This window comes from Timonella senegalensis JC301 (genome assembly GCF_000312125.1).
In the GTDB taxonomy this organism is placed as follows: domain Bacteria; phylum Actinomycetota; class Actinomycetes; order Actinomycetales; family Cellulomonadaceae; genus Timonella; species Timonella senegalensis.
The window spans coordinates 557,279-578,065 of sequence record NZ_HE978641.1 but is presented as its reverse complement, the minus strand read 5'-3'; the positions used below and the strand labels follow the sequence as shown (position 1 = coordinate 578,065).

Here is a 20,787-nt window from a genome sequence, read left to right as displayed (position 1 = left end):
CCGTCCCAGCGCGGTGCGTGACGAGGCGGTGCGGTAACAAGGTGGTCGTGATTAGACGGCCGAGAGCCGCACCACGGCAAAGCTAAGGGGCGTCGCACTCACAGTGAGTGCGACGCCCCTTAGCTACCTAGTGCGCTTTCAAGCGTGTGCTATCAAGCGTGTCCGGCGGAGGGCCGGCTAGCCCTCGTTGTCTTCGCTTGGGTCAGTCTCTGGATCTGTTGGCGCGGCCGGTCCAGTCGAGACCACGAGGGTGACCGTTTGGCCGGTGTCGAGTTCGGTTCCAACGCCTGGGTTCACCTCGATGACGCTTCCAGCGGGGACGGTGTCGTCGCTACGCTCAGTCACGCCGTTGACGATAAGACCCTCTGCGGCGATCATCGACTTGGCCACCTCGAGCTGCTGGTTGATGACGTTCGGAACCAGAACCTTTTGGGCTTGGCCCTCCTCCGGCGTCGCAACCTCGCGGATCGTTACGGTACTGTCGGTCTTCACCAGACCGCCAGCGGGGCTCTGCTCTCCAACTTGGCCAACCTCGTAGTCGGATTCTCCGGTGATCTTGTCACCAATGATGACGTTGAGTCGGAGCTTGCTGAGGATATCCTTGGCCTCGTCCATGGACTTACCACGAAGGTCAGGTAGGTCAACCAGGCCCGTAGCAATGTAGAGGGTCACGGGGGTATTAACCGCGACTTCCTCATCGGCCTCGGGGTCCGTGCGCACGGCCTCGCCCTCAGCCTTGTTTGGCACGTGCTCGCTCTTGATCTCACCAACCGTCAGTTTGGCCTTCTTGATGGCCGCCTGAGCCTCAGACTGGGTCATGCCGTTTACGTCGGGAACCGTTGTGGCATTGGGGCCGGTGGAGAAGACCAACTCGATTGCCGAGGTGATTGGGACGAGCGTGCCGGCCTCGTGGTTCGCGGAGACGAACTCGCCCTCGGGGATGGTGTCGTTGCGCTCCTGGCTAATTTTCGGAGTCGCAGTGAACCCATCGGCCTTAAGCTTGGTCACAGCAGCCTCTTGGGTGAGTCCCGTGAGGTCTGGGAAGTTCGCCGAAGGTGGTTCCTTGTCACCGTTGAGCAGCATCATCGCGATGATCGCGAGAATTGCGACGGCGCCAATGGTTACGAGTGTCCAGATCAGCTTCTTCTTGCTGGAGGACTCTTCTTCCTCTTCTTGCTGAAGCTGACCGTAGCCGCCCTCCGAGTCGTCCCATGGCATTGGCGAGTGGGACACGGGAGCACCGGCCGCACCGGCGTAGGACGGAACTGCCTGGGTGGCAGGTGAGTTGTGCTGCGGAATGATTTGGGTCGCGCCCGGGTCGGATGGAGGTACTGGAACCGGGGAGTACGCCATGGTCGCCGCAGTGGTTTCGCCGCGAGCGGCCGCCTCGAGTGCTGCGCGGAACTCGGCAGCATTGGAGTACCGGTCGTTCTTGTCCTTGGCCAGTGCCTTGTGAGTGATCTGGTCAAGTACCTGTGGAACGTCCGGTGCGAGGGTGCTCGGCGTTGCTGGCAGCTCGCGGACGTGCTGGTACGCAACCGCCACTGGGGAATCGCCAATGAATGGCGGGCGTCCGGTCAGCAGTTCGAAGAGCAGGCATCCGGTGGAGTACAGGTCGGAACGTGCGTCCACGGTCTCGCCGCGTGCCTGCTCCGGGGAGAGGTACTGGGCGGTTCCGATGACGGAGTGGGTTTGCGTCATGGTGGCTGCGGAGTCGGCGACTGCGCGCGCGATTCCGAAGTCCATGACCTTGACCGCGCCCGTTGGGGTGAGCATCACGTTCGCAGGCTTGATGTCACGGTGCACGATGCCGGCGTGGTGGGAGTATTCGAGCGCGGACAGCACGCCCGCGGTGATCTCGATCGCTTCCTCAATGGGCACAGCGCTGCCGTCGCGGAGGATGTCGCGGACAGTGTGGCCCTCTACGTACTCCATGACGATGAACGGGACGTGGGAGACTGCGCCACTAGGCTCGGTGAAGGTGTCCTCACCGGTGTCGTAGACGGCGACGATCGCTGGGTGATTGAGCGATGCGGCTGCCTGCGCCTCTCGCCGGAACCGTGCTTGGAAAGACGGATCGCGTGCCAAGTCGGAACGCAGAATCTTGATAGCGACGGTTCGTCCAAGACGATTGTCGTGGCCGATGTGTACTTCGGCCATGCCTCCACGGCCGATGAGTTCACCGACCTCGTATCGGCCCGCAAGAGTGCGGGGGACGGGGTTTACCACTTCGCGTCCTTAACTAGTTGGGTGGCGGAATCTAAGTAGAGAGAACCGCCACGGCATTCTCCCACATGGCCCACCGCAAGGTGAGCCTCAGTGAATTCTACTGGTGAATAAATCGGACATGCAGAGGCGAGCGTTGCGGGTGCTGCCTCCGAACTGACGATTCCCTTGACAAGAGTGGCAAGCAAAATCGCTGCAATGATCCCAATTAGGGCCAAAGTGAAGGCCCCGAGTGACTTGACTCTCTCCACGAAGCTCGCGGGCGCTGTGCGGTCCACGGAGTCCCGGTGGTGAGAACTAGCCATGCTTGGTGGGGCGGGTGGTTCAAATCCGGCACCCGTTCGGCCCGTGTAGCCGGAGCCTGAGCGCTGGGAGGCGGTCCGAGGTGAGCCGTGCGGGGTGGTGCGTGACGAACCGGACCGGGGTGGCAAGGCCTGAACGGACGCGGCGTTGGAACGCGAGCTATAAGTTGCAGGTGGTGCTGGCACTGCAGGCCCCTGGCCCGAGACCTGGCCGCTGGCGCCGCTGTGTGGCGCGCCGCGGCGGCCGATACGTGGCCCGTTATCCTCGATCGACACGCTCTTGCCTGCCGCCAAGGCGTTGCCAGGTCCCGGCAGATTTCCCGCTCCGAGGCCACGCCCAGGAGCGACGGAGCTCCGCATCGACCCGGAGTTGCCACCAACCCCAGAGCCACCATTCCCTGAACCGCCCAGCCCGCCCGAGCCGGCGGAACCGCTTGAACCATACGGACGGGATCCATTCGAACCGGGGGAGCCGGCGGAGCGACCTGCCCCGGACGCATTTTGAGTCGATCCAGCCGCACGCGCACCAGCTGCCCCACCGTGGGGGATACCTGGCCAAGGGTCCTGTGCGATCTTCTGGGAGAGCGACTCAAAGGTGTGTGCGAGCGCGGCTGCGCTACGCGGACGTTCAAGGGGATTCTTGGCGAGCATGCGCATCACCAGCGCCGAGAACTCTGGATCGGTGTTCTTGGGCAGGGGAGGAACGGGCTCGTTGACGTGAGCAACTGCGATGTCCACGGGAGTCTTTCCCGTGAAGGGGCGGTTGCCGGCCACACCCTCGTACGCCACGATGCCCAGAGCATAGATATCGGATGCCCCAGTGGCCGCGCGCCCGACCGCCTGCTCGGGGGAGAGGTATTGGGCCGTGCCCATGACCATTCCCGCGGCGGTCATGGGAACCTGGTTCGCGGCGAGCGAGACACCGAAGTCGGTGATTTTTACGTCACCGGTGTGCTCGATGATGATGTTGCCCGGCTTGATGTCGCGATGCACGACCCCGCCAACATGCGCGGCGTGCAGCGCGCGTGCCGTCTGCGCGAGGATCGTCAGCAGCTTGCCCATGGGCAGCACCGGCTCGCGTTCGAGCAGGTCAGACATGGGCTCGCCATTGACCAGCTCCATAACAAGGTACGCGGAGCCGTCCTGCTCGCCATAGTCGTAAAGCTGAGCGATGTGGGCATGGGACAGGGATGCAGCGTTGCGCGCCTCGACGCGGAAGCGGTTGAGGAAGTCGGAGTTCCCTACGAACTCTTCCTTCAGCACCTTGATCGCGATGTCCCGCGCGAGCGACTCGTCCTTGGCAACCCACACCTCGCCCATGCCGCCCACGGCGATCTGGCGGATGAGCCGGTAGCGGCCTCCTAGGGCTAGGCCTGGCTGTGGCTTCACTTGCTCAACACCGCCTGAATGATCGCGCGGGCAATGGGTGCAGCGACGCTTCCACCGGTTGCTTCCGAACCTGCGTTTCCGCCGTTCTCAACGATTACTGCGACCGCGATTTCCGGGTCGTTGGCGGGTGCGAACGCGGTGAACCAAGCGTGCTGGGACTTGTTGTTGCCAGTCTCTGCGGTGCCAGACTTGCCCGCGACCTCTACGCCAGAGATCTGCGCAGCAACGCCTGTACCGCGCTCGACAACTCCGATCATCATCTCGGTCAGCTGGTCCGCGGTGCTCTTGGAAATGGGGTTGCTCAGGGTGTCCGGCTTGGTCTCGGAGACCACGGCAAGGTCAGGAGTCCGGACCTTCTCAATGAGGTATGGCTCCATGAGCTGGCCGTCATTCGCAATGGCTGCGGAGATCATTGCGACCTGCAGTGGCGTTACACGCACGTCCTGCTGGCCGATCGCAGAGAGCGCCACTGCCGCGTCGTTCTGGCCGGTGGGGAAGCGGCTCGCGGTCACGCCAAGGGGGATCTGGAGTGCCTCGCCGAACCCGAAGGCCTCGGCCTGCTCCGCAATCTTGGCCTCGCCAAGTTCGTTACCGAGGATCGCAAACGCGGTGTTGCAGGAGACGCGGAGTGCGTCCGCGAGCGACTGCTTGCCCGTGGCCGAGCACGCCGACCCGCCAAAGTTGTTGAGCTTGGTGGAGGTGCCCGGCAGTTCGTACTGGCGCGGGGCGTCGATGATGTCGTCTGCGGACATGCCGTCTTCGAGCGCCGCGGCGGCCGTGATCAGCTTGAACACTGATCCCGGAGGGTAGGTGTCGCCCGCAATCGCGCGGTTCACCAGAGGCTTGCTGGGGTCCCCGGAAAGCTCCTTGTAGGCGGAGATAACCTCGGACGACTTATGTCCTGCGAGCAGGTTCGGGTCGAACGATGGCGTGGACACGAGCGCCAAGATCGCGCCGGTCTTGGGGTCGATCGCGACCGCAGCACCACGCTGGTCACCGAGCGCCTTGTAAGCAGCCTCCTGCGCCTTCTTGTTGAGGGTGAGTTCCACGGACGAACCCTGCGGGTCTGCACCCGTGATCAGGTGCTCGAGTCGGTTCAGCCACAGCGAATCGGAGGTGCCGTTCAGGTATTCGTTGGCGGCCTTCTCCATCCCCGTGCGCCCATAGACGATCGAGTAGAACCCTGTGACCGGCGCAAACAGCGACCCGTCGGAGTACTCGCGCTGGTACTTGAACGCTGATTTGATGGGCACGGACGTGGTGATCTCGTTACCGTCCACAATGAGCGCACCGCGGTTCGTTCCGAACTCGCGGTACAGCGTGCGCGTATTGCGCGAGTCCGCGTTCAACTCGGGAGCCTTCACAAACGAGATCCACGTGCTCGACGCAAACAGCGCCACAAACATCAGCAACACGATGACGGAGAGGCGCCTCAGCGGCTTATTCATGGGCGCTCCTCCTCGTTGTGATCTGGCAAGGGCGGCGGCGGTACCGCGCCGGTGTGGATTATCGACGATTGACCTGGGTAGGCACTGCGTCTTGCGTCGGGGGTTATGGCAGGTGGCAGGGGGCTGGAATCACGTGAATCGTCGAGAATCTGGTTTTCTGCCGACTCAGCATCAAGCTGACGGACCACGTCCGTGGGGAAGTCGATGGCTTCACGGGAGACGACCTGAGTGTGCTGGGCGTCCTGGGCGACAGCCCAGTCGTGGCCGGCAGTGTCGAGCTCCTTGGCCGAGGCGTTGGAGTGCGCGGCCACGGCCGCGCGAGCGGACGTGCGGCGCACGGGCAGGTTGGGGCCGGACTCATCGGGGGTCGCGGTGCTCGCGCCACGAAGTGGCAGCGGGACAGGCCTGCGGGCGTTATCCGAGATACGCAGTAGGATTCCCACGATGATCCAGTTGGCAAGCAGAGACGAACCACCGTACGCGAGGAACGGTGTGGTCAGACCTGTGAGCGGGATGAGGCGTGTGACGCCGCCGATGACCACGAAGCACTGCCACGCAATCACGAACGCGAGACCGCCGGCAAGGAGCTTTCCAAACCCGTCGCGGGTGCTGATCGCGATGCGGAAGCCACGCTGTACAAACAGCATGTACGCGGTCAGGATGGCGAACAGTCCGACCAGCCCGAGTTCCTCGCCTAGGGAGGGGAAGATGAAGTCGGAGTAGGAGAACGTCACAAACGGACGGCCCTGGCCCCACCCGGTGCCGAACAGGCCTCCGGACGCCATGCCGAACATGCCCTGGACCAACTGGTACGACCCGCCGACCCGGTCGTAAACGTCCGAGTCCATGGCGTGCAGCCAGCCGTCAAAGCGCTGCTGAACGTGCGCAAACTTGGAGACCACCAGGCCGACGCCAGCGGCAAACATGAGTCCGCCGATGACGATCCAGCTGGTCCGCTCGGTAGCCAGGTAGAGCATTGCAACGAACAGGCCGAAGAAGAGGAGGGACGTACCCAGATCGCGCTGAGAAATCAGGATGAGGAGCGAGGCGATCCACACCAGAATGATGGGTCCGAAATCGCGCATGCGCGGAAGGTGCAGACCCATGAACTTGGGCCCACCAAAAGCGAGCCGGTCGCGGTTGTCCACCAGATAGGCGGCAAAGAAGATCGCAAGGAAGATCTTGGAGAGTTCAGCGGGCTGCAGCGAGAACGGGCCGAGCTTGATCCAGATGTTCGCGCCGTGCATCGAGTGGCCGATCCCCGGCAACAGCGGGGACACCGCGAGCAGGAGGCCCACGATCATCGAGACGTACGAGTACCGGCGCAGGATGCGGTGATCCTTGATGAAGAACAAGACAAGGCACGCAGCGGCCACCCCAACGGCGGTCCACATGAGCTGCTTGCTGGCCAGATTGGTGTCCGAGCCCAGGTCAATGCGGTAAATCATGGCGAGCCCGATGCAGTTGAGGAACAACGCTATCGGGATGAGAAGAGGGTCGGCGTACGGGGCGAACCGGCGCACAATCAGGTGAACCACGATGGCGATAACGGCCATGGAAACGGTCAGAACGTAGAAGTTCGTGGGCAGGGAATCGTTCACTGCCAAACCAACATTCGCGTACGCAAACATGCCCACGAGCAGCGCGAACAAAATCAATAACAGTTCGCTGCCGCGGCGGGTCCGCACGGTTGGGGTTGAGCCTTTAGTCATGAGTTAGTTTCCGCTCGACGACTTTGAGCTTTTCGTTTCCTTAGGAGTTTCGGTGGGTTCTTCAGTTGGCTGTTCGGTGGCGTCCTTGGACGGCTCGGCTGCTGGTTCGGTGGTTGGTTCGGTGGTTGGCGGGGCCGTGGGTTGCTCGGCCTTGGCCTGCGCGATGTCGTTCTCCAAGGTGGCCACGCGAGCGCGCGCGTCATCGAGGGAAGATGCACGGATCGTCGCGTACACCTGGTTTGCGGCGAATGGTTCAAGGTCGTTGGGGTCGAGATCCGACACCTCGACCGTGGACGACAAGTGAACGGGGCCAACCGACTGAGGGAAGCCGTTGAAGATGGCGATCTTGCCGTCGTGGACGCCAACAAAGTACTGCTGGGTGCCCCACTTGTAGGCACCGAAGCCGCCTGCTCCAACCAGAATCATGATGAGGAGGGTGTTGACGAGCGCACGCCCCACACGCCGCGCGCGAGATTTCTCGGGCACAACCTGAATGGGGGCATCATCGTCATCGTTGATGGGGGCAGCTACTCCCGCCGCTGGGCCAGCGGCCTCGGTTGGGCTGGCCGCGCTCGTGCTGCTCGAGGAGCTAGAAGAATCCTGAAGAGCAGAGGCAGCAGCAATCTCAAGGCTTCCAGTGTGGGGCTCAGGCTCGGCGATAGTGCCGCCGTTCTTCACCGTGATTGCGTCAGCGATCACCTTCTCGACCCGCTCATGTGCGGAGCGCAGAAGCTTGGCTGACGCTGCTCCGATGCCCGTCGCGTCGAGGGCTTCAGGGATGTTGTCACCGTAGGCAACCGAACCCACGGAAGTCGCAATGATAGGAGTGCGCTCCACCGGAACCGCGGGAGTGTGGTCGGCCTCGGTGTCGTATACATCGGCAACCACGCAGGTGATGTTGTCCGAGCCGCCGCCACGCAGCGCAAGCTGAATCAAATACTCACTGCACAACTCGAGATCTGCAACGTCGCGCAGAGTCTGCTCGATTGTCTCAAATCGAACAAAGCCAGAGAGTCCGTCGGAGCAGAGCAGCCAACGATCCCCGGGGCGGGCCTCTCGGATCGACAGATCCGGGACCAAATCAAGCTCAAAGTCGCCGAGCACGCGCATGACAACCGAACGCTGCGGGTGGGTCTCAGCCTCGTCCGTGGTGATCTTCCCGGTATCAACCAGGTGCTGAACGAACGTGTGATCCTTGGTGACCTGAGACAGCTTGCCGTCACGAAGGAGATAACCGCGCGAGTCGCCCATGTGCGCCATAGCGAGCTTGTTCTCGCACAACAGCAGGCCAGTCACCGTGGTACCCATGCCAGCAAGCGGAAGATTGGCGCGGGCCTCTCGCACCAACTCGATACGAGCACGCTCAATGGCGTCACCGAGACGCTCGAGCATGTCGCTGGTAGTGAACTTCTCGTTATTGAGCGGAGCAATCGACGCCGTGCACAGCGCAGACGCTACATCGCCACCGGCATGGCCGCCCATGCCGTCTGCAACGAGCAGAAGTTGCTCACCCGCAAACGCGGAGTCTTGGTTGTTCGCACGAACCAAACCCACGTCGGAACGAGTCGAAAAGCGTAATGCGATAGTCACAAGGTCACCGTTGCAGTTCGAAGATGCTCTGGCCCACCCGAACAGTCACACCTATGGGAACCGGAGTTGGCTGGAAAATGCGCTCTCCGTCAACAAAAGTTCCGTTGGTTGAGTCAAGATCCTCAACCATCCAAAGGTCAGCCTGCGGGAAAATCCGAGCATGGCGGGAAGACGAGTAGTCATCGTCGAGAACCAGCGTGCAACTGGGCGAACGCCCGATCAAGATCGCAGAAGACGCGAGCGGGATCTGTGTTCCAGTAAGGCTCCCCTCGATGACTACAAGTCGGCTTGGGCGTGAAGACGTCGGCGCACCATGCTCGATCGCCTCGCGAGGTTGCGCGGGCGCTTGGACACTAGCGGTACTGGTGATTCGCGTTCCATACAGATCGCTCCTCATGACACGAACAACAAAGTAGACGAAGGCCCACAGCAGGAAAAGAAAGCCCAGCCGTAGCAGGGTCATCGCCAGTGCACTCATATTGTTGCGGTCACCAATCTCCACGCTGACTATCATCGGCAACACCAGTCCAGAACATGATCCTGGTACGGCCAATAGTCAGCGAGTTTCCATCGAGCAGAGTTGCGGCAGGGACCTGATGTCCCTCCACGTAAAGGCCATTAGTAGAGCCAAGGTCCCGAGCAACAACACCGTTTGGAGTCACCTTGATCTCGAGGTGCTTGCGCGAAACACCAGGATCATCAACCACGATGTCTGCTTCAGTGCCGCGGCCGATAACCGTGACAGGCCCAGTCAAGAGATATCGCTGCCCATCGATATCCAAGAGCGGGTGGCGGGAACTAGGGGACGTCGACGTTGCCGGCGCAACATTTCCGCGCACCGACGACGAACGAATCTGGAACCGACCGGCATCCAATGTGTCCACGAGCTCAAAGCTGACCACAACAGGGCCAACAAACCCATAGTGCTGTGTGCCCGCATACTCGGTCACGTTGATTGCCAACTCGTCCGCGAGCGTTTCAGCGCCCCAACTCTCAATCTGTGTGAAGTCCGCAGCGGACAACTCAATGGTGAAGTCGTTGGGTACTACGGTTCGTGTGCGGTCAACCACCGCTGCGCGATCATCAACCTCACGGCGAAGAGCGCTTGCAAGGTCTACCGGCTTGATCTCACTACGGAACACCTTTGAGAATGTGTTGTTCACAGCGCGCTCAACGCCCTGCTCGAACTTATCCAGGAAACCCACGGAACCTCCTTTCACTGAAAAATTGCCCGCGGCCTGTGGCTTCCATCACCCTTACTTATGTGACGGGTGCACAGTTACACGTGATGTAAGCCTACGTTGTTAGCCGTAATTAGGCCGATTCCAAACCGCGGTGTGGCGATGAGACGCCACTTGCAATGTTATCTGTGCCGCAGTGAAGCAACTCGTGGCAATTTGTGGAACTTTTGCGTGATAGAGTTTCTTCCGTTCGCGTGTGTGGCGGAATGGCAGACGCGCTGGCTTCAGGTGCCAGTGCCCGCAAGGGCGTGGGGGTTCAAGTCCCCCCACACGCACAAGACAAGACCCCGGTCCTTTGGACCGGGGTCTTTTTCGTTTCCGCAGGTCCAGGGCATGTGGTGGGTGCGCTAACGCAACACCCCGTGGCCCCGCTCCGAAGGCCTTTGACGCCCGGGATGGCGGGTGGACGCATATCGGGCCACCAACGCGGCGGGGGTGGGGCTGGGGAGTGGGGCACGATCGTCGATAATCACACAGTCCGCTGTGGCGGAGGTTTTTGGGGCGGCTGGAACACACCGCGCATCGGGGCGCAACGCTACAACGGTGAGCGAGCGGGCGTCCGATATTGGCGAATTCGGGCCAGTTGTTATGGGTGGAACTGCCCGCACCATCGGAAATCCTTGAGTTGAGGGCATCGAGCCGGGCACCCTAAACGATGAGTCACGCGCACAGTGACACGCATCGCCACTCAGCACCCGGAGCCACCGTGACTGACCTCGTCACTAATTCGCACAACACAAACTCACAGCAGCCGAACGCCACCAGTCGATCCACTGGAAGGGCACGGGTTGCTGGCTACACCCGCACGGCTGCATTCGACGTGGACGCGATCGACGAATCAACGATTGCGCGTAGGCACATGACCATCGAGGCGTTGCGGCGCAACGAGGAAAACTACAACCCGTGGGCGCCAGACCCCTCGATGGTTTCGCAGGCGCCGCTGGCACCGGTTCCGCTACCGGAGCCAGAGCCAGCGCCAGCGGCACAGGCAGCACCCGCGGTGCAGGCAGCACCCGCGGTGCAGGCATCATGGGAACCTGTGCGTGGGTCGAGTCCTGTTCCGGTGGCCGAGCCGGATCAGCTGCGAGGGGGTCGGGACATGGCGTCACCCGTGAGCGGCACGGCCCACACGCCGCAAAGTGCAGGAGTTACTGCACGCAAGCAGTTTGGCTCAAGCGGGCACGTCGCACTCCAATACCAACACGACTCGCTGCCGGTGGAAGACACGGTTCGGCTTGTCAGCTCGTTACCGGGCTCGCGCACCGCGCCCTCGGTCGGCGTATCTCGCTCGGACGGCTCGCAGGACCGTGTTGCCGTGCGAGCGGCATTAGCGAGCCGTGAGGCGCCCCGGCCAGCATTTGCGCCACCGGTGCCCCCTTCCTCACCCGCGCGTGCTGTAGCCCAAACCGAGGCCTCTCCAGCCGGTGCGCTGGCGGATCCAAGCGGGAGGCGGGTAGAGGCAACGGTAGAGCACGGGGCTGGACCCCAGCCCACCGTTGCGCAGCCCGGAGCCTCCCAACAAGTACCCAACTCCCAGCCGAGTTCGGCGGGCCCAGGTAGCCAAGCGGCCTCAGGTGGATCAGCGAACCCGGCGGCCCAGACGGCGCTTGAGGTGCTCACCCCGGGTCAGAGCGCAGGACTGCCTACTCGTGGGGGAGCCGCCGCACGGGAGGAGGTGGTGGCTGCAGTCGCCAACCCCTCTCTGGCCGCTCCCGTTCAGCAATCGATGCCAGAGCAGCAACCCGTGCAGGTGCAAACAGAAGTAGCGGCGCAGCAGTTCGCGCCCAAGCAAGCAAGCGCACCCACTCACGCAAGCGCACCTGCACAAGTAGCCGTTACTGTCCGCACCGAGGCGCCAACGCAGCCAGCTAAGCCAACACAGCCAGCAAGTCCAGCGCGGTCGGCGACGTTCACGCCTCCCCACGCAGCCAGCGCGTCCGAACCCGACCACACGGCGACGCCCGGCGCCGTGTGGGAGGCAAGTCGCGCGGTCGAATCGGGGCGTACTCGGAAGCGCGTTCGCTCCCCTTTCTTACTTGCTGGTCTTGCCGCGCTCGCGGGGGTTGCTGCGCTCATCTGGCTGGGACCGCTTAGCTCGGAGAGCCTGACTGACGGCGTTGCGAGTTACGTTGACGCGGTCGAGGCGGGCGACGGTGAGACCGCCATGTCGATGATGGCCGGTGCCAGGGCTGGCGAAAGCTGGTTGCCTGCTGGTGCGTACCTAGACGCCGAAAGCAAGCCGGCGGAACTCGAATACAAGGTAGTTCGGGAGAAGGACAACGCTGCAATCGTCGCTGTGTCCGGACTGCAGAACCGCGAGCCCTTCACACGCATGATCTCGTTGGAGAGGCAGCATGCGGGACCACTCGGTCTCAGGACCGAGTGGCGGATCACCTCCGGTCTGGAACGCGAGGTCAGGGTTTCTCTGGAAACCCGTTCGAGCAATGTTTCCGTGTCCGAGCTCCAAGTGAACTCTGCCGCGCTCGGCCCAGCGATCACTGCCAAGCCAGAGATCGCACTGTGGGCGCTGCCCGGCACCTACGTGTTCACGCCGCCAACCAAGGAACGCTACTTCAGCTTTGGCGATGGGCAGTCCATTGAGGTGCGCGCACAGGAAGGGGAGAAGCCAGCGGAGATTGGCTTCTCCGAGTCAACCACTGGCGCACTCTTGGCTGATGCCTCCGAACTTGCGGATGGATTTATCAACACCTGCCTCAAGGAGTTGGCGGGCCGCGAATGCCCTAACCTAGCTGCGGAACTCCCAGTCAAGGCCGAACGGATCACCGACTTTGAGTGGAACCTGCTTTCCTATCGGTATGTTGTCGAAGGGGATGGCTCCGTGCTGACTTTCAAGGGTGAGTACGAACTGACCTACAGCTACGAAGACGTAAATCGCTTCACGTCCGCCTCAAACCCCGCGCCAATAGTTACGAACACGCAGGTCCTAGACGCAGAGAAGCAGTGGAGGATTTCGGTAAGCCGCACGCGGGACGGACTCACGCTCAGCTGAGCCCAACGCTGCGAAAGTAGGAAACCTCACTCCGCCTTCCTCTTCGGTTTCCGGCACAGGAGATGTAGAACGGAAGGGAGCAGCGTGTTGCCTGGGCTGGGCGAGTTATCGACCCGGACCGACGGCCTCACACGTACGCTCAGAGTGCATCGCTCAATAGGGATGCACCAGCGAACCGTATGACGCGCCTCCCTGTGAGTAAGGATGACTGACATGACCAAGCCTCGAATCGTAGTTGTTGGCGGCGGTTATGCGGGAGCCACGGTTGCGCGCGAACTAGACGAGGTTGCTGACGTGACTCTGGTCGAACCCAAGGACCACTTTGTGCATGCCTCGGGAACCCTCCGGTCCACGGTGGACGCCAGTTGGGACAAGCATGTGTTCCACTCGCTCGACAATCTGCTCATCAACGGCCGAATCGTGCAGGACAGCGCACGCCTCGTGACCCCGGAAAGGGTCATGTTTACAGCGACCAGCAGCATTGATGCCGACTACATCGTGCTGGCCACGGGAACCTCCTACCCGTTCCCTGCCAAGTTCATCGAGGAGCGTGCGTGGGTCGCCCGCTCCCGCCTAGATCGGCAACGAGAAGCGCTGGCGCAGGCATCGGGTGTCCTCATTGTGGGCGCGGGTCCAGTGGGAATCGAGCTTGCGGGCGAACTCGTCCACGCCTTCCCGGGACTCAAGGTCACCATCGTGGACCGTAATACGGAGATCCTGCACGCAGAGGAATACACGCCCGAACTGCGCGAGGAACTGATGCGTCAGCTGGGGCTCGCGGGAGTTGAGTTTGTGCTGGGCGAGGTCCTCGGCTACATGCCTCCCGTAGACGTGGGTGTGTTTGAGGACTTCAAGGTCGCGACCTCGGCCGGTACCGAAATCTCGGCGCAGATCTGGTTCCGCGCGTACGGCAACAAGCAGGAGTCCGACTACCTAGATGCACAGCTCGGCGCAGCACGCCGGCACGACGGCCGCATCAGGGTTGAGCCGACCATGCAGGTCGTGGGGTTCGACAACGTATTTGCCGTGGGCGACGTCAACGATGTTGCGGAAACCAAGCGCGCGCACACCGCGATGGTGCAGGCGCGGGTTGCCGCCAAGAATATCAAGGCGATGATCCAAGGCCAGGAGCCGACTTTCCGGTACATGCCGCGTCCGGGGCGCATTATTCTGCCGCTCGGACCCACCGGAGGAGCCTCGCAGATCGAGTTGCCGGACGGTTCCCACAAGGTTGTCGGTGCACACGAGACAGCCGAGTTGAAGGGCCACGACCTGATGGCGGGTCCGATTGTTCGCCTGCTGCGCAACGAGGAGTCTGCGGCCTAAACCGTTAGGCTTAGATTGGTAGATTTCCCAGCGGCTGGCCTATGTGAGCCGCTCAAAGGCCTGGAGGCAAGCATGGCCAGGGTCATGATGGTGTGCACGGGCAACATTTGTAGGTCCCCGATGGCAGAGATCGTTCTTCGTGAGCGACTCGTTCGGGAGGGATTGTCGGGCTTGGTTCAAGTCGACTCGACCGGAGTGAGTAGCGAGGAAGCCGGGAACCCACTCGATCCCCGCGCCCGCCGAGTCCTTGCCGCCGCTGGCTACACCGATGCGGGTCTCACCGCCCACCGCGCTCGGCGCATCGAGTTCGAGGACCTCGAAGCTCGTGATCTCGTGCTCACCATGACGGCTTCGCATGCGCGTGCTGTGCGCAGGCTCGCCGACATGTTCGACGTGAGCGTCCCGCTCGATCACGTACGGATGTTCCGGTCCTTCGACCCCGCCGCTCCCCAAGCCACACACTTCCAGGACGAGTCGCTGCTGGATGTGGCTGACCCTTGGTACGGTGACACCTCGGACTTTGAGGAATGTCTCGAGCAGGTGGAGGCCGCCATGGACGGAATTATCGACTATATTCGTACGGCCCTTCTGGGTGTTGACTCACAGGGTGGTCGCTGAAGCATGGGAAAGGAAATCCAGCCGGTGAGGGTGTCCAGCCGACCCCACTGGGCACGGCGCACCGAGACCTCCGTGGTTCGGTTCGCGGCGAGTTTCTTCCGCAAATTGGGCTGGCAGGAGCGCATCGAACCCTTCGTCGGGTACGGGGCTTCCGCTGAGACCGATACGTTCACGATCCCTGATTCTGCGACCTTTACGCTCGTGGATCGAGCTGATGGGTCTAGCCACTCAGGCGGAATCGAACGCGAAGAACCCGCTGCGGATGTTTCCTCCTCGGCTCCACCCCAGGGCTGGGTACGGGTCCTTGCCCGAGTGATGGTGTCGCCCAAGAAGCGCGCGTCGGTCTTTAGGACCTCCGCGCTGAAGAACAAGCCGGTCCATCAGCGGGCGGTCCGGGGCTGGCGGAGCTTCTTCACGGTGCAATCGCCCGAGACCCCCGTGTTTGTTACTGTCGGCGACCGGACCTTTCGTGTGGTCGCGGATGAGGGCGGATACATCGACGTGGTGCTGCCCAGCACGTTTGATGCTGGCTGGCACGAGGTTTCCCTCACCCTGACCCACAGCCTTGGGCAAGCCCACCCGCACCATGACGAGGTCGTCCCAGCTGAGCAGGCGCTGGAAGATGCTGAATCGTCGGGAAGTGGACGGACCTTGGGCCGTGGCGGTGCCACGGTCGGTGTCCGCGTCATCGGACGCGCCGAAACCATGGGACTCGTCTCCGACCTAGACGACACCGTAATCGTGACCACTCTGCCGAGGCCTTTTTTGGCGGCGTGGAACTCGTTCGTGATGATGGAGAAGGCGCGCCAACCGGTTCCGGGAATGTCGGAACTCTACCGCAGGCTCGAAGAGACTGTGGACTCGCTGCCTGTGATTTACCTGTCCACAGGAGCGTGGAACGTGGTGCCCGCGATGATCAGGTTCCTGGTGCGCTACCGCTTCCCGCTTGGTCCGATGCTCATGACTGACTGGGGGCCCACAAACACCGGGTTCTTCCGCTCCGGACGAGAGCATAAGGAACGAGCTCTTGCGCGCCTCGCTATGGACTTCCCGTCCGTCAAGTGGATCCTTTCCGGCGACGACGGCCAGCACGACCCAGTCATCTACCAAGAGTTCACCGCTAGCCGACCCGAGCACGTGAAGGCCGTAGCAATTCGACAGCTCAGCCCGTCCGAGGCTGTGCTATCCCACGGCACGACCGGCGCAAACCCAGCGAACAAGCGCGCCGAGATTCGCGGACACTTCGAACTACCAGAAGTCCCCGTGTTTGAAGGTGAGGACGGCTACGCACTCATGGACCGATTCAGCGAGTACGGTTTGCTCAACACGAGGGGTACACGATGAAGGTTTCGGCGCGCTCGCAGGTCCCGCCGTTCGCTGTTATGGACATCATTGCCGAGGCCAACCGGCGTAAAGCAGCAGGTGAGTCCATCATCAACCTGTGCGCGGGCGAGCCGGCAACGGGTGCCTCGGATGTGGTGCGCGAGCGCGCAATCGAACTACTCTCCACGGAGAACCTTGGTTACACGGAGGCGCTAGGCGTTCCCGCGCTGCGCCAAGAGATCGCAGCGCACTACAAGCGCTGGTACGACGTGGACGTCGATCCTGCGCAGGTTGCGATCACGACTGGGTCGTCGGGTGGATTCGTCCTCGCGTTCCTAGCCGCGTTTGACCCTGGTGATCGCGTGGCGCTGGCGCGTCCGGGATACCCGGCGTACAAGAACATCCTGGTCTCTCTGGGCATCGAGGTGGTCGAGCTCAACTGCGGACCCGAGACCCGCTACCAACCCACCATCTCCCAGCTCCAAGAGGCCTATTACAACGGCGGGCTGGATGGCCTGATCGTAGCGAGTCCCGCAAACCCCACGGGCACGATGCTCACGGGGCGTGAACTCGATGCGCTCGCCCAGTGGTGCGCGGACTACGACGTGCGGTTCATCTCGGATGAGATCTACCACGGGATCACGTACCCGACCGAGAACGGCGCGGAGGGCTCGGAGAGCAGGAGCGGCTCGGATGGTGGGGACTCAGCCCAGGTAGCCCAGGCCAACGGCCAGCCCGCTCGGGAAATGGGGCTGGCAACGGCCGCGCGTCATGTGGGAACTGGGGCAATCGTCGTTAATTCATTTTCAAAGTACTGGGCGATGACCGGCTGGCGGCTGGGCTGGCTCCTGCTCCCCCAGGATTTGATCGCGCCCGCGGATGCGCTCGCGGGGAATGTTTCTCTGTGCCCGCCGGCGCTCTCGCAGTACGCCGGGATCGCGGCGTTCTCTGAGCGAGGCTACGCGGCGGCGCGTCAGGATGCGATGCGGTATCGGGCGTCGCGGCAAGTGGTTTTGTCCGCGCTCGAACGGCTGGGGTGGACACGAGTCGCGCCCGCGGATGGCGCCTTCTACGTGTACGCGAACATCTCCGGGTCAGGCCTAGATTCACGGACGTGGTGTGCTCGCCTCCTGGATGAGGCGGGGGTTGCGATGACCCCGGGAAGCGACTTTGATTCGGTCGCGGGAGATGAGTGGGTCCGGCTCAGTTTTGCCTCTGACGAGGCCTCGGTGGCGGAGGCAATGGAGCGCACTATCACCTGGCAGCAGAGCGTGTGAATGTGCACCAGCGAAACACCCAGTGAGGTCCGTCACAAGTGGGTAGCAGGTCAGCGAACTTCTGTGCAGGTATGTCCAGAATGAGAGCAGGTATAAAAGTTATGACGGAAAATATTCTGTGATTTACATCACACCTGGACGTGCTGCCTGTATGCTTTATGCGGATAAAACAGTACAAACCATGACAGGGACCAAAGATGGTTGAAAGATTTACCGAAAATAGCAGGGAAATCTGCGTAATGATTCATTCAGTGGGGACTCTAGATAGTTAAGAGAACCGACCCGGCGGGGGACTCGGCCGCATCACCGAGTGCCGGAAACTACATGGAGGAAAATATGAGCACAATCGAGACAGTCGGCAATGTAGGTGTTGGCAAAGACCTGACTCGCCGCGAACGTGTTGTACTGGCAAACCTGTCCGAGGAGGCAACCCTCGAGCAGATCGCTACAAAGCTCTTTGTTACACGAAACACTGTGAAGTCGCAGGTGCGATCCGTGTACCGCAAGATCGGCGTTTCCACTCGAGCAGACGCAGTCAAGTGGGCACGCGCAGCAGGCATCCAAGACGTTCCTGAGGTCTGATCGCGCTATCAAGAAGCGGCCGGTTCCCCCGCGGGGACCGGCCGCTTTTTGCGTACCCGCGCTATTCGCGCGGAATAAATCATGGGACCATTACCTTGGACGTAGCAAACATGCCTCACGATTGGAGCAGCCATGAACACCCGCAAACTAGTTGTCGCTGCGGCTATCGTTGACGACCTTGAGCACCCTACAACACTTCTTGTTGCGCGGCGGAGCCGACCGCAAGAGATCGCGGGGCGCTGGGAGTTTCCTGGCGGAAAGGCGGAGCCAGGAGAGACCCCGGAGGCTGCCCTGCACCGCGAACTCCGTGAAGAACTGGGCGTGCAGGTAAGACTGGGTAGTGAGATCACGGGTCCCGATGGCGGTGGATGGATCATCACAGATCGCCACATCATGCGCCTGTGGTTCGCGGTACTAACTGACGGCGAACCTCAGCCGCTCATTGAGCACGACCTCTTGGAGTGGACGGCCTTTGAGGGTGCCCGCGGCTACGACTGGCTAGACGGTGACGTGCGAATCATCGAGCACATGGTGGGCAATCACCAGTTGCTCGGCGCGTAGTCCTTCAGGAAACAACCGAACAGATCCTCTCCCGATTCGCCCCGGACGATTGGGTCATACACGCGCGCTGCGCCATCGACCAGGTCAAGTGGGGCATGGAAGCCCTCCTCCGCTAGGCGTGCCTTGGTGGTGTGCGGGCGCTCGTCGGTGATCCAGCCCGTGTCCACGGAGGTCATGAGGATTGAATCGGACTCGAACATTTCGCGCGCACTCGTGCGAGTGAGCATGTTGAGTGCTGCCTTGGCCATGTTGGTATGCGGGTGCCCGGGGCCCTTGTAGCCTCGGTTGAACACACCCTCCATCGCGGACACGTTCACCACGTACGCGCGGTGCGCGCCTGCAGCCACCGCCGCGCGCATTGATTCACGCAGCCGGCTGATCAGGATAAACGGTGCCGTGGAATTGCAGAGCTGAACCTCAAGAAGCTCAAGCGGATCGATGCTCTCGACGCCCTGGACCCACGAGTTTGTGTCGACTAAGTCGGGCACGAGCCCTCCCGCGTCGATCGCGGTTCCTGTGGCGACGCGCTCGAGCGAGGCCGATCCCGCCGTCATCGCAAGTTTGGTGAGCAACTCTGGAGTGGTGACGGATGGGTTGACGGGCGCGATCTCGAGCGGGTTACCGTGCACGCCTGGGTGCACCTGTCCCTCGAGGGCCTCGGGGTGTGCGTCAAATGAGCGCCCCAGCCGCACGTACTGCGGCAGCAGGCCCGAGGGGAGCGGTGCGTTCTCTGCCTCCACGAGCGGCGCATACGCGCCCTTGGATCGGCGCACGGTCTGCGCGGCGTTGTTGATGAGGATGTCCAGCGGGCCGTCGGAGGCGACCTCGTCGGCGAGCGCCACCACCTGGGCTGGGTCGCGCAGGTCGATGCCCACGATCTTGAGGCGACCGATCCAGTCTCCCGAGTCCTCCAGAGCCTTGAATCTGCGGATCGCGTCGCCGGGAAAGCGGGTAGTGATGGTCAGATGCGCGCCGTCGCGGAGCAGTCGCAGGGCGATGTGCATGCCGATCTTGGCGCGCCCACCGGTCAGCAGCGCGCGCTTTCCTCGCAGATCGGTGCGGGCATCGCGTTTGGCATGGTTGAGCTCCGCGCAGTTGGGACAGAGCTGGTGGTAGAAGTAGTCCACCTGGGTGTACTCGGCCTTGCAGATGTAGCAGGCCTGGGCGCGGTTGAGCGTGCCAGCGCTGCGTGAGCCGCTGGAAGGTGAGACGAGGTCCAAGCCCTCAGTTTCGTCGTCAATCCGGGTGGGCGCGCCGGTGGCAGTGGCCGCGATGACCGCATTGTCAGCGGCCCGCACCTTCTGCTTCGCCGCTGCGCGGCGATTCTTCTTCACCGACTTGTACAGGCCCGCCGTGGCGAACATGAGCCGCACCCGGTCCGGGTGGTCCTCGGGCAAGTTGTTCGCGCTCTCGATGAGCGTGAGCGCGTCCTTTAGCGCTGCCGCGTCGAGCGGCGCGTAATTGGGATCGGTGGATTCTGGGCGCGAGGTGGGGGCGGACACGGGTTCTATTATCGACGATTTTGGCGCGGTCCCGCGGTGCTGTACGTCACGCTGGGGTCAGAAAAGGGGCCCCGAGGGGCCCCTTTTCAGCAAGAGAGTGTGCCTACCGGCGTTCGCGTGCGAACGGTTGGATCACAGACCAGCGTTCGCGGCGACTGCTGCCATGAACTCTCGTGCCTCTGCCTTGAGCTCTTCGGTAGCGAAGTTGCCGTCAGCAGCGAACACGTTCTCGTTCACGAACACGTTGATCTGGTTCTCCATGACCTTGGCTTCGCCGAACTCGAGTACAGCTGCGAGGAATCCGCCGGCCTTGTTGCCACCGTGAGGGGCGATCGAGGCGGTTGCAACTGCGGTTGGCTTGGAGTTGAAGGAGTGCTGACCCCATGGGCGTGATGCCCAGTCGATGGCGTTCTTCACGGAGCCGGAGAACGAGTCGTTGTACTGAGGCGTGGAGACGATTACGGCGTCCGAACCTGCGATCGCTGCCTTGAAGTCGAGCGCTACCTGTGGGTACTCGGCGTCGAAGTCAGGGGAGTAGAGGGGCAGGTCCTTGATCTCGATCTCGTTGATCTCGACGCCCTCGGGTGCGTTGAGCTTCAGGGCTTCAAAAACCGCACGGTTGATCGAGGTGGACGAGATGGATCCAACGATGTAGCCGATCTTTACAGACACAGGTGTGC

Annotated in this window: 16 protein-coding genes and 1 tRNA gene; 8 read left to right on the top strand and 9 right to left on the bottom strand. The window is 62.2% G+C overall.

Annotated elements, in window-relative coordinates:
- Positions 1-177: 177 nt before the first annotated feature.
- From pknB to HGSM_RS02450, 7 genes are read right to left on the bottom strand one after another with little or no spacing between them, the layout of a single operon-like run.
- Positions 178-2,229: a Stk1 family PASTA domain-containing Ser/Thr kinase gene (pknB, locus tag HGSM_RS02480; protein ID WP_019147157.1), complete on the bottom strand. Its 2,052-nt coding sequence runs from the start codon at positions 2,227-2,229 to the stop codon at positions 178-180.
- Entirely contained in the window at positions 2,223-3,917 is a 1,695-nt protein-coding gene (locus tag HGSM_RS14310; RefSeq protein WP_019147156.1) for a serine/threonine-protein kinase, read from the bottom strand. Before HGSM_RS14310 ends, pknB begins: the two co-directional genes overlap by 7 nt.
- Positions 3,914-5,365, bottom strand: a complete 1,452-nt coding sequence (locus HGSM_RS02470; RefSeq protein WP_019147155.1) for a peptidoglycan D,D-transpeptidase FtsI family protein — start codon at positions 5,363-5,365, stop codon at positions 3,914-3,916. The genes HGSM_RS14310 and HGSM_RS02470 overlap by 4 nt, the downstream gene beginning before the upstream one ends.
- The gene (locus HGSM_RS02465) at positions 5,362-7,077 is read right to left on the bottom strand and encodes an FtsW/RodA/SpoVE family cell cycle protein (protein ID WP_019147154.1); all 1,716 of its coding nucleotides are present in this window, start codon (positions 7,075-7,077) and stop codon (positions 5,362-5,364) included. The genes HGSM_RS02470 and HGSM_RS02465 overlap by 4 nt, the downstream gene beginning before the upstream one ends.
- 3 nt (positions 7,078-7,080) lie before the next feature.
- Positions 7,081-8,667 carry a PP2C family protein-serine/threonine phosphatase gene (locus HGSM_RS02460; RefSeq protein WP_019147153.1) on the bottom strand — a complete coding sequence of 529 codons (1,587 nt, stop codon included), beginning with the start codon at positions 8,665-8,667 and terminating at the stop codon, positions 7,081-7,083.
- A gap of 4 nt (positions 8,668-8,671) precedes the next feature.
- Positions 8,672-9,145 carry an FHA domain-containing protein FhaB/FipA gene (locus HGSM_RS02455; protein WP_040594519.1) on the bottom strand — a complete coding sequence of 158 codons (474 nt, stop codon included), beginning with the start codon at positions 9,143-9,145 and terminating at the stop codon, positions 8,672-8,674.
- Positions 9,146-9,155: 10 nt separating this feature from the next.
- Positions 9,156-9,872 carry an FhaA domain-containing protein gene (locus HGSM_RS02450; RefSeq protein ID WP_019147151.1) on the bottom strand — a complete coding sequence of 239 codons (717 nt, stop codon included), beginning with the start codon at positions 9,870-9,872 and terminating at the stop codon, positions 9,156-9,158.
- Positions 9,873-10,100: 228 nt separating this feature from the next.
- On the opposite strand from HGSM_RS02450, the gene HGSM_RS02445 reads away from it, so the two are divergent.
- The 8 genes from HGSM_RS02445 (at position 10,101) to HGSM_RS02410 (ending at position 18,605) form a co-directional block, all read left to right on the top strand.
- Positions 10,101-10,183: transfer RNA gene (locus tag HGSM_RS02445), tRNA-Leu, on the top strand.
- Between the two features lie 431 nt (positions 10,184-10,614).
- The gene (locus tag HGSM_RS02440; RefSeq protein ID WP_019147150.1) at positions 10,615-12,918 is read left to right on the top strand and encodes a hypothetical protein; all 2,304 of its coding nucleotides are present in this window, start codon (positions 10,615-10,617) and stop codon (positions 12,916-12,918) included.
- 213 nt (positions 12,919-13,131) lie between these two features.
- A complete protein-coding gene (locus HGSM_RS02435) occupies positions 13,132-14,244 on the top strand; it encodes an NAD(P)/FAD-dependent oxidoreductase (protein WP_019147149.1) in 1,113 nt (370 codons plus the stop codon).
- Between the two features lie 72 nt (positions 14,245-14,316).
- Entirely contained in the window at positions 14,317-14,862 is a 546-nt protein-coding gene (locus HGSM_RS02430) for a low molecular weight protein-tyrosine-phosphatase (RefSeq protein ID WP_040594251.1), read from the top strand.
- Positions 14,863-14,865: 3 nt separating this feature from the next.
- A complete protein-coding gene (locus HGSM_RS02425; RefSeq protein ID WP_230197465.1) occupies positions 14,866-16,206 on the top strand; it encodes an App1 family protein in 1,341 nt (446 codons plus the stop codon).
- Positions 16,203-17,462, top strand: a complete 1,260-nt coding sequence (locus HGSM_RS02420) for a pyridoxal phosphate-dependent aminotransferase (RefSeq protein ID WP_019147146.1) — start codon at positions 16,203-16,205, stop codon at positions 17,460-17,462. Before HGSM_RS02425 ends, HGSM_RS02420 begins: the two co-directional genes overlap by 4 nt.
- A gap of 336 nt (positions 17,463-17,798) precedes the next feature.
- Positions 17,799-18,044 carry a helix-turn-helix domain-containing protein gene (locus HGSM_RS02415; protein WP_019147145.1) on the top strand — a complete coding sequence of 82 codons (246 nt, stop codon included), beginning with the start codon at positions 17,799-17,801 and terminating at the stop codon, positions 18,042-18,044.
- Between the two features lie 132 nt (positions 18,045-18,176).
- The gene (locus HGSM_RS02410) at positions 18,177-18,605 is read left to right on the top strand and encodes a (deoxy)nucleoside triphosphate pyrophosphohydrolase (protein ID WP_019147144.1); all 429 of its coding nucleotides are present in this window, start codon (positions 18,177-18,179) and stop codon (positions 18,603-18,605) included.
- On the opposite strand, the gene HGSM_RS02405 is transcribed toward HGSM_RS02410, so the two are convergent.
- Complete coding sequence (locus HGSM_RS02405) at positions 18,584-20,107, bottom strand: SDR family NAD(P)-dependent oxidoreductase (protein ID WP_019147143.1); 1,524 nt, start codon at positions 20,105-20,107, stop codon at positions 18,584-18,586. The genes HGSM_RS02410 and HGSM_RS02405 overlap by 22 nt on opposite strands.
- Before the next feature lie 132 nt (positions 20,108-20,239).
- Positions 20,240-20,779 (bottom strand): NADPH-dependent FMN reductase, encoded by a 540-nt coding sequence (locus HGSM_RS02400; RefSeq protein ID WP_019147142.1) that lies wholly within the window; start codon positions 20,777-20,779, stop codon positions 20,240-20,242.
- Between the last annotated feature and the right edge of the window lie 8 nt (positions 20,780-20,787).

What these genes read in the sequence shown, in the direction of transcription:
- HGSM_RS02470 (WP_019147155.1), bottom strand. Translation starts at nt 5,365, where the DNA reads ATGAATAAGCCGCTGAGGCGCCTCTCCGTCATCGTGTTGCTGATGTTT.
- HGSM_RS02465 (WP_019147154.1), bottom strand. Translation starts at nt 7,077, where the DNA reads ATGACTAAAGGCTCAACCCCAACCGTGCGGACCCGCCGCGGCAGCGAA.
- HGSM_RS02455 (WP_040594519.1), bottom strand. Translation starts at nt 9,145, where the DNA reads ATGAGTGCACTGGCGATGACCCTGCTACGGCTGGGCTTTCTTTTCCTG.
- HGSM_RS02435 (WP_019147149.1), top strand. Translation starts at nt 13,132, where the DNA reads ATGACCAAGCCTCGAATCGTAGTTGTTGGCGGCGGTTATGCGGGAGCC.
- HGSM_RS02430 (WP_040594251.1), top strand. Translation starts at nt 14,317, where the DNA reads ATGGCCAGGGTCATGATGGTGTGCACGGGCAACATTTGTAGGTCCCCG.
- HGSM_RS02425 (WP_230197465.1), top strand. Translation starts at nt 14,866, where the DNA reads ATGGGAAAGGAAATCCAGCCGGTGAGGGTGTCCAGCCGACCCCACTGG.
- HGSM_RS02420 (WP_019147146.1), top strand. Translation starts at nt 16,203, where the DNA reads ATGAAGGTTTCGGCGCGCTCGCAGGTCCCGCCGTTCGCTGTTATGGAC.
- HGSM_RS02415 (WP_019147145.1), top strand. Translation starts at nt 17,799, where the DNA reads ATGAGCACAATCGAGACAGTCGGCAATGTAGGTGTTGGCAAAGACCTG.
- HGSM_RS02410 (WP_019147144.1), top strand. Translation starts at nt 18,177, where the DNA reads ATGAACACCCGCAAACTAGTTGTCGCTGCGGCTATCGTTGACGACCTT.